Origin of the sequence: Acinetobacter seifertii (assembly GCF_000368065.1) — a bacterium.
GTDB lineage: Bacteria > Pseudomonadota > Gammaproteobacteria > Pseudomonadales > Moraxellaceae > Acinetobacter > Acinetobacter seifertii.
This window is the reverse complement of sequence record NZ_KB851199.1, coordinates 321,070-330,598: the sequence shown is the minus strand read 5'-3', so window position 1 is coordinate 330,598 and position 9,529 is coordinate 321,070. Positions and strand designations below refer to the sequence as shown.

The following is a 9,529-nucleotide window of genomic DNA, read 5'->3' as shown; positions in this document are numbered from 1 at the left end:
GGTGGTGTTTCAAAAAGTATGCTGAAACAAAGCAGGTTGAATTTTGATAAAATAGAGAAATGCGAATAACTCTAGAAATCAAATGTCCAACCTGCCTCAGTGACAGTATAAAGAAAAATGGCATCAAAGTAGATGGGAAACAAAACTATCAGTGCAAAGACTGTAAACGTCAGTTTATTGGTGACCATGCTCTGAGCTATCTAGGATGTAATTCAGGCATTACTCGAAAAATATTACAGTTGATGGTCAGAGGTAGTGGTATACGAGATATCGCTGAAGTTGAGCGAATCAGTATCGGTAAAGTTTTACGTACTTTAACCGAATCGACCTACCAAATTCAGCCTAAACAAAGTCATTATGAGTCTCTTGAAGTTGATGAGTTTTGGACTTTTGTGGGAAATAAAAATAATAAACAATGGCTTATTTACGCCTACCATCGAGAAACAGGTGAGATTGTTGCTTATGTTTGGGGTAAAAGAGACTTAGCTACAGTTCAACGATTGAAAACAAAGCTTAAACAATTAGGTATTCACTACACCCGAATTGCAAGTGATCATTGGGACAGTTTCATAACTGCTTTTAAAAACTGCAAGCAAAGTATTGGTAAATTTTTTACTGTAGGTATTGAAGGTAATAATTGCAAAATAAGGCATCGAATTAGGCGTGGTTTTAGAAGGAGTTGTAATTTTTCAAAAAAGATTGAAAACCATTTTAAAGCTTTCGACTTAACCTTTTTTTACATCAATAATGGCTTCATTTAATGTCAGCATACTTTTTGAAACACCACCCGTAAACGCTAAGCTGACTAAATAGCCTAATGTGGCAGCAAAAATTACAGCAACTTGTTGGCTAGCAGATTGCCAACTAGTAATAAACCCACGGTTATGTGGTTCAGCAATTTCAGATAAATAAACGGAGACACCACCTAACTCAACCCCAGCTGAGAAACCTTGGGCTAGACGACCAACAAATATTAAGACAGTGGCTGCAAAGCCGATGGTGGCATATCCAGGTGTTAATGCAATTAACAAGGAACCAAGTGCCATAATACTTAAGGTGACCATTAATCCTTTTCGGCGGCCAATTCGATCGACATATGGGCCTAAGACGAGTGCGCCAATTGGTCGCATCAAAAAGCTAACGGCAAATACCAAAAAAGTTTTCATTAGTGCGGCATAGCTGCTATCAGAATGAAAAAAAGTTTCACCTATCGCTTTTGCATATAGACCGAAGAGGAAAAAGTCATATTGTTCTAGGAAGTTGCCACTGGTTACATTAAAAATGGCACGTAAACGGGATGTTGATTGTCCATATTCCACAATGACTCTCCGTATTTCATTTGGCATTGTAGACTGAATAATAGACTTTTAAACTTTAGTAAAACTTAAAAAAATAAGTGAAGATTACAGTTTTTAACATATCTTTTGTTTTATTGTGTAAATTTTAAAAGCAAAAAATAAGGCACAGTCACGTGCCTTAAAAAATTACGATAGGATTGTATTAACTCTCAAGTACTGTAGAGTTGATTCCTTTTTGTTGAATACGCTTAGCAAGGTTATAGCTATCATTTAGATGAGTTTGGGCTATTTTTTTCATCATAAAATAACCTAAACTTGCTGCAACAATTTGTCCACCTAATGGTATAAATTTTGTCACTTGTTTGGTTACGATTTTGCCAAAGAAACCATTAAAGGTTTTTTTAACGGTTGTACGCGCGACCATAAAACCTGAAAATTGAAAGCCACGTTTACGCAATTCATCCCAATGAATAGTTTTTGTTTTTGGATCATAGACGCTGACATGTTCAGGTGCTAAGCCAAAGCGAGCATTAATATCGGGAATAAGCTGTGTCAAAATTCCCAAATCTACGACCACGTCAAAAAAAGGAATCGGTACAATTGCTGCACCAGCAGACACGTAAGCTCTTTTCTGAATGAGATCGTGGCACTCATCGCGAATTTGTTCCAGATTTAGGCTAGGATCAATATAGTCAGGAATGTTATCAATTTTCATAATGTTTACCTGTAATGGGTTCCTTAATGGTGCCTTCCAAACACAAGGCAAGTGACACCTAAAGTTAGATTATGCTGTGTTTAAACCAACGTGACATAGTCAGATTCAGTTGTATAGTAATGAATGTTTATGATTTTGTGCATAAATTATGCGAGTAGGGTATGAAATAAATGGGCATCCATGTTATTCAAAGTCAACGTATTGATGTGTTGTTGCAGGGCGTACTTGCGTCTACGTCCCAACCTTCTACGCATCCTTTACAGGTTTTGAAAGCCCAGCATTTTATTGTACCTAGTCCTGCAGTTGAGCAGTGGCTGATACAAAAACTTGCAGAACAACAAGGAATGACAGCCAATTACCAGTTCCATCAACGGGTTCGAGGTTTTCAGTGGTACGCCTATCAACAGGTTCTTACTGCGCATAAAGAACAAGTTCGCAAAGCGAATATTCCACGCCTGATTTTTAAATGGCGTGTACATCAAGCCTTACAAGAATTTATTCAGCCTGATGAAATGAGTATAGATGACTCACATCCATTACATTCTATTGTTCAGCGTATTTACGACAGCGCAGATCGACTTGAACAAGGGATTGAGAAGCAGCTAAAAAAACAAAAAATGTTGTATTGGGTGGCTGAGCAGGTTGCCGATTTATTTAGTAACTACATGGTTTATCGGGGACAGTGCCAACGTGGGTGTGAAAATACCTGTACTTGTCCAAATAACTGGTTAGCAGCGTGGGGACAAGGCCGAGCACTCGATATCGAAAAGTATATTGCGCAGAAAGATAAAGAAATTTCTGCTTTTACTTTGCAGCAAACACAAGAGTTAGAACGTTGGCAGCGTTGGTTATGGCAGCAGCACTTTCATGATGATTTTATGCAAATGCAGCAAATTGACGAGCTGTTTTGGCAGGAATTAGACCATCCTGAGCGCCAGAAGAAGGCATTATCTCGTTTGCCAGAGCAAATTGTCGTTTTTACTTTGCTAGATTTACCGCCTAGCCAGCTTCAATTTTTGCGCCGTTTAGGGCAATACATTGATGTTTTGATTTTGCACTATAACCCTTCACAGGAATATTGGGCCGATAGTGTCGATCCGCTGTGGAAACAGCGTTATGACTTAGGTGTGAAAGAGCGTTTTATAGCGAAAAATCCTCAAGCGACCGATGCTGAAATTGCCGATTTCTTTGATAAATTTACGCTTAACTTTAATGCTGAGGCGCGTGAGTCGAGGCATCCACTTTTAACAAGACTGGGCAAACAAGCCCGCGATCACTTCTCATTACTTTCGAACCTGTCTACAGGTGAGGAAGGTAAATGGGTCGACGCCTTTGTAGATGATTTTCCTGAAAGTTTACTTGGCAAAGTTCAGTCAGATATTTTGCATTTGGTGGAACCACAGCCTAAGCAATATGAACTTGCACTGAAAGATGACTCTATCCAGATTCATGTTTGCCACTCAACATTGCGCCAACTTGAAGTCTTGAAAGAGCAGTTGATTGGCTGGTTGGCTAAACCGCATGAACAGCCGCGTCGCCCAAATGATATTCTGGTTTTAGTGCCTAATTTGGCAGAAGTTGAGCCTTTAATACGAAGTGTTTTTCCAGCTACGGCAACTGAGCAAGGTGTGCATTTACCCGTAAAAATTGCAGGTATTGCCTCACTTGATGCACTTAATGCATGGCGTGCCGTGATTGGGCGTATTCACCTTATGCAAGGACGATTTAGCTTTGATGATTTCGCTGATTGGCTTGGTTTACATGCGACGCAGCAGTGCTATGCTCTTGAATATGCTCAAGTAGAGCGAGTTTTGGCATTACTGGCCGATGCAGGGTTTAAACGTGGTCTTGATGCAGAGCATCTGAAACGTAGCTTATGTGACGGCGACGATGATTATCGTTATAGTTTTAAATTTGCTTTAGAGCGGTTAGCGCTCGGCATTGCAATTCCCGAACATGCTACATTTAATCAGGTGCTGAGTTACGCTAAAGTTCAACCAGGCGATTTTGAGCTGATTGGTACGCTCATTCAGATTTATCAAGATTTAAATGAGCGCCGTGATTGGCTGATTATGCACGAGCAAAGAAAAGTACATACAGTAGAATACTGGCTGCAAGTGTTGTCGCAAGATATAGTCGAGTTTGAACAGGCTGGTGTTGTTGCTTTAAAAACTGCTCGAGAAATTGTGAAAAAACAAGAGCGTATGTTAACGCTTGCGAGTTACTATGCCGAGGCAGAAACAGGCACCTTACGTAAAATTACCTTGCCTTTGCCTTATATCCTCGATGAGATTCAGCGAACTTTAGAAAACCAGACGGCACAAGCTGAACCGACTGGGCAGATTACCTTTGCCCAGATTGGACAAATTCGTCCCTTACCTTATCGCTTAATTGTGATGTTGAACCTTGATGCAGGGCAGTTTCCAAACCGTGATACCCACGTGCCATTTGATTTGATGGATGCTTTACGTCAACAACTAGGTGACCGTTCCCGTCTTGAGGATGACCAAGGCGCTTTCTTAGACGCCTTACTTTTAGCTCAAGAAAATCTATGGCTGTTTTATAACGGTTTTGATGTCAATGACGGTGAAGTGAGAGACCCTTCAAGTATTCTTCAAGAGTTCCGTGAGCATCTTGCGCTTATTGTAAAACCGGAGCCAAATGCACCTGAACGAGAGGTCATTGAAGGCATTGAAATTCCGTCTCAATTAAAGCAACTCTATCATTTACATTATTTACAGCCGTTTGACCCTAAAGGTTTCATGGCGGATAGCAGCTATATTCGCTATCAAGATCATTGGTTTAACGTGGCGATGCAAATTCAACAAGCATCTGGTGTTCTTAAGCCTTGGGCGAATACATCTTATCCTTTGGAAATACCTGACATGCTGGTTTTAGATAGCCATCAGTGGATACAGGATGTGACTTTCCCTGCACGCCTTTATTTAAAAACTTTAGGTGTCGAAAATTTGGGAAGTGTGGGGGAATTAGATCAGAACGAACCTTTGCTTTTAGATGGTTTAGGCCGTTATACCATTCGACATTTTTTACAGCAAAACGAACAGCAGGCACAGCCTGAAGCTCTACTTGATCAGTTGCCTGTAGGCAAAGTTCAATATAGTGCTTGGCAACAAGGCGTTTTTGAACAGGAATGTTTGCTTGAACGTCTTCATCATTATGTACCAGCCGTGACACAAACCACGCAGCGAAGCTGGCGAATTGCCAAACAGCTGCATATGAATATTACGGTGCCAAAATCTGAAACTCAGGATTGGGTCAGCATGGAAGCATCAAGTGCTCGGGCCAAAAGACGTGCAAAAGTCTGGCTAGAGTACCTGCTTTGGTTGGCCTATTTAAATGAGGGAAGTGCAGGAGCTGAAAGACGCCGTATTGTAGTTTTTAGTGACCAGACCGTGATTTGTAAAGGTATTAGTTCGGAGCAAGCTCGGCAGTATTTACAACCGTGGTTTAAGATCTGGCGTTATGCTCAACAGCAACCACTGGTTCTACCAGCAGCTTTAATGCTAAAGCCTCTGGAAAAAGCCAAGGCATATCAGTGGGAAGTATCAAATCAGACAGAAAAAATAAAACTGGATGAGAAGAGCTATACCGAGCTGTTAAAATACTGGAATGAAACTGGGTCATTTACCGCTATCGATATGACTCAAAATGAAGCGTGTAAGTTACATAAGGACTGGCGTTTTATTTTGCAAGAACAAGATGCACAAGCATTGCTTCAACACGCTTGTGATGAGTTTGCATATGATTTGTATCATCCAGTTTTTCAATTTCAATATTCGGAGTAAGGCATGAACTCAAGAGTACAGGTGTCTTATCAACCTATTACTGATATTGAATTTAGCGGATTGCATTTAATTGAAGCTTCGGCTGGCACAGGGAAAACCTATACACTGTCGAGTTTGATGGTACGTATTTTTCTTGAGAAATATTTACCGCGCCAAGTCATTGCGACTACCTTCACCCGCGCTGCTGCGGCTGAGTTAAAAAGCCGAATTCGTGCGCGTTTAGTCGAAACCTACCGTTATTTAGATGCTAAGCGGAGCTTGACTGAAAAAGAGATTCTTTTACAGGCCGAGCATGAATCTGACTTATTACTCCAACATGTTCTCAAGCATTTTGCGACACGTATTGCCTATGCCTGTGAGCGTTTAAAGCTGGTCATCGATCAGTTGGATGAGCTGTTTGTCGGAACACTCGATAGCTTTAGCCAAAAGCTATTACGTGAGTTTGCTTTTGAGAGCGGCAAAATTGAACGTGCTCAAATTACCGATGATGCTAAAGCCTATAGCCGCCAACTAATTCATGATGTACTACGTGAATGGATACAGTCTCAGCCTCAAACTGTGATTGATGCGTTGTATCTGGCAGGTGAGTTAAAAAGTGTCGACAGTTTTGTCAAACTGGTCGAAGACTCACTGAACTTTAGTTCGGCTCACTTTAAACTTCCCGAAAAGCCTACCATTCAGTTTGAACAACTTGCGCAGCTCAAACAGTTGGCAACAGAAATTGACTTAAGCCTTTTAGAGCCGTATTACTTGCTTGATGGCGAACACTATAAACATGTAAGCGGCACGATATTTCGTAATGGGGCGTTTAACAAATTATTTAGCGAGTGTTTACCGCAGCTTTTACAAATTCTCACCCAAAGCGACAGTATTCTGGTTTTTGATGGATCTTTGGCAGCACAACGGGAACTTATTTTTAAGTTTTTAGGCCAACTTGCCGATCAGAAAGTTTTTAAGAAATGTCCCGCTGAAATTTCGGATGGATTTTATCAGCATCCCTGTATTCATCAGATTCAGCAACTATTTGGTGTACTGAAAAACTACGCTGAACAGTTCGATCAGCTTCATATTTATTTAAAAGCCTATTTGTGTGTAGAAGTTAAGAAACGTTTACCTCAGGTTTTACAAAATAAGGGTGAGACGACTTTTTCTCAGCAAATTCGCACTTTGTCAGAAGCTTTAAAGGGCGAGCAGGGGCAACGTTTCGCCGTATTTGTGCAGGCTCGATATCCCTTAATTTTGGTTGATGAGTTTCAAGACACCAACCAAGACCAAGATGATATGCTCGCCAGCATTTGGCGTCATCCAGATCGTTACCAAAAAGGTTGCATGATTATGGTAGGTGACCGTAAGCAGGCAATTTACGGTTTCCGTGGTGGGGATATGCTCACCTTCTTAAATGCCTACAAAGATATTCAGGCAAAGCATGGTCGCGAATATAAGTTAATTCATAACCATCGTTCAGTCGCTGACTTGGTTGAAGTGGTTGATGCCTTATTTCAAAGGCAAATCGACTTCGGTGAGCAAGTTCAATATGATCCAATTCGGGCAGGGACTCGACCTCACCCAGCTTTAGTCGATCAAAATCAGCCTAACCCGCACCCTTTACGTTGGCTTCTGCTAAAAGACAAGGAAACGGAAGCACAGCAAGTGGCATGGAAGATTCGGGATGTACTCAACCAGTCACATACTGGGCAGTTATATCTTCAAAAAGATACTCAGACCCAAGCTTTAAATGAAGATGATATTGCGGTCTTGTCACGCAACCATGATGGCCTTGATAAAGTTCAATTTCAATTAGAACGTTTAGGAATACGCGTTAACCGGCCATCAAAACGAAGTGTTTTTGATTGCACAATTGCTCAAGATGTTGGGGCCTTACTCACCGCGATTCTTCATCCTTACGATGAGGCAAAAGTGAAACGAGCTTTGATTAGCCGATTGTTTGCTATGGATCTAAAACAACTGTTGCAACTTGAGCAAACAGCGGAAGGTTTAAGCCAGTTTATGACAGGCTTTGATGCTATTCGGGAGCTTTGGTCAGCTCAGGGCTTTTTAGTGGCATGGCAGCAATGTTTAAACCAATTTGGCATTTGGAAAAATCTAGTTGCTGTCCAGAGTAAAGATAATGAGCGGGTTGTTGTGAACTTGCGTCATTTGACCGAAATTTTGAGTCAGCATAGCGAGAAATATCAGGGTGCGCAAAATCTCTATCATTGGTATCTCAAGCAATTACAGTCACCGCTTGACCGTGAGTGGGAGCTAGAGCGTAGATTGTCGAGTGAAGCTGGCGTACAGCTTATGACTATTCACCAGTCGAAAGGCCTTGAGTTTAAAATTGTCTTTTTGCTTGGGGCTGATAAGCCATTTCGGGAAAATAACAAAACACTCAATTTCTCAACTCAAGATGTCACTACGCCTGAATCTGCTCAAACCGTAACACAACGAGTTGTTGCGATTGCCGATAAAACGTATTTAAACGAAACCGAACTGAAGCAGCATGAAGAACGAGCTTTGGCGGAACAAAACCGCCTTTGGTATGTGGCTTTAACTCGTGCTAGTCATCGTGTTTATGCGCTCATGCAAGATACAGATGGTAAGTCTGTTTCAGGTTTAGCTTTTTGGAAAAACAGAGCTGGACCATTCCAGCACCGTTGTTGTTGCGATGAAATGATTTTGGAGCAACCACCTGTTGCCATGCATTTAAATCAACACATTAATATTATTGAATTACAGGCACAACACTTTCCTGACCAGCGCTTTTATTCGAGAGGCAAAACCAGTTTTAGTTATCTGGCACAGCATTTAAGACATAAAGTAGGTACCGATTTACTCGCGAGCCAGAGTCATGAAGCTGTTTTAGCCGAAGATGAACTCGATCAGGTTATTTCTGTTGAGGCTGCCGCAGCACAGCCCATTAGCTGGATTAAAAGTAATTTTCCGAGAGGGACACTTGCAGGTAATTTCTTACATGAAATTTTTGAGCATATTGATTTTCAATGTGCCGATGAATGGATAAGTGAAATACGTCGTCGTTTTAAAAATGACTACAGTAGTTTGTGGCAAGATTTATTAATCAAATACCAAGAAAGCTTTCCCGAAGAACAAGAAGCGGAATATTCGCTTTATCACGCTGTGGCGACATGGCTGCAAGAGATTCTAAACACGCCGTTATATCAAGGCTTTCGCCTAAATAAGTTACAGCCAGAGCACTATTTATCAGAGTGTCCTTTTTATTTGGCCCTGTCAGATCGAGTGTTAGCTATGAAACGTATTCAGCAGCTGTTTGCTGAATATGGAATGGAAATGCCTGAGTTATTAGAAGCTCGTTCTGCACGCTATTTAAATGGTTCGATAGATTTAGTTTATTTTGATGGGCAGCGTTATCACATTGCTGATTATAAGAGTAACTACTTGGGTGAAAACCTTGCCGATTACAGTGTAGAAAGCATTGCACAAAGTATGTCTCTAGCCAGCTATTGGTTGCAAGCAGGCTTGTATTTAGTTGCGCTACATCGTTATTTAAAAGTCAAAATGCAGAATTATGATATTGAACAACACTTAGGCGGGGCAACTTATCTTTACTTGCGCGGTATGAATGGCGAAGCTGAGCAGGGTTATTATTATTGGCAGCCAAGTACAGAATTTGTTCTACGACTCGATGCTATTTTAGGGTACTTTGCTGAGGATAAAATTGCATAAAAAATGCT

4 protein-coding genes and 1 pseudogene are annotated in these 9,529 nt (G+C 41.0%); 3 read left to right on the top strand and 2 right to left on the bottom strand.

All coding sequences use genetic code 11. The features are described 5' to 3' along the window. The first annotated feature begins 59 nt into the window (after positions 1–59). Entirely contained in the window at positions 60–761 is a 702-nt protein-coding gene (locus tag F985_RS06485; RefSeq protein ID WP_001223318.1) for an IS1-like element ISPa14 family transposase, read from the top strand. 27 nt (positions 762–788) lie between these two features. On the opposite strand, the pseudogene F985_RS06480 reads toward F985_RS06485, so the two are convergent. After that, positions 789–1,319, bottom strand: a pseudogene (locus F985_RS06480) (MFS transporter); the annotation flags it as partial. A 181-nt stretch (positions 1,320–1,500) separates the two neighbouring features. Beyond that, positions 1,501–2,013: a hypothetical protein gene (locus tag F985_RS06475; protein WP_004699033.1), complete on the bottom strand. Its 513-nt coding sequence runs from the start codon at positions 2,011–2,013 to the stop codon at positions 1,501–1,503. Between the two features lie 170 nt (positions 2,014–2,183). Between F985_RS06475 and F985_RS06470 the strand changes: the two genes are divergently transcribed. Both F985_RS06470 and F985_RS06465 read left to right on the top strand, forming a co-directional pair. After that, positions 2,184–5,819, top strand: coding sequence for an exodeoxyribonuclease V subunit gamma (locus F985_RS06470; RefSeq protein ID WP_004699031.1), 3,636 nt, complete (start codon positions 2,184–2,186; stop codon positions 5,817–5,819). 3 nt (positions 5,820–5,822) lie between these two features. Continuing rightward, positions 5,823–9,521: a UvrD-helicase domain-containing protein gene (locus F985_RS06465; RefSeq protein ID WP_004699028.1), complete on the top strand. Its 3,699-nt coding sequence runs from the start codon at positions 5,823–5,825 to the stop codon at positions 9,519–9,521. Positions 9,522–9,529 lie beyond the last annotated feature (8 nt).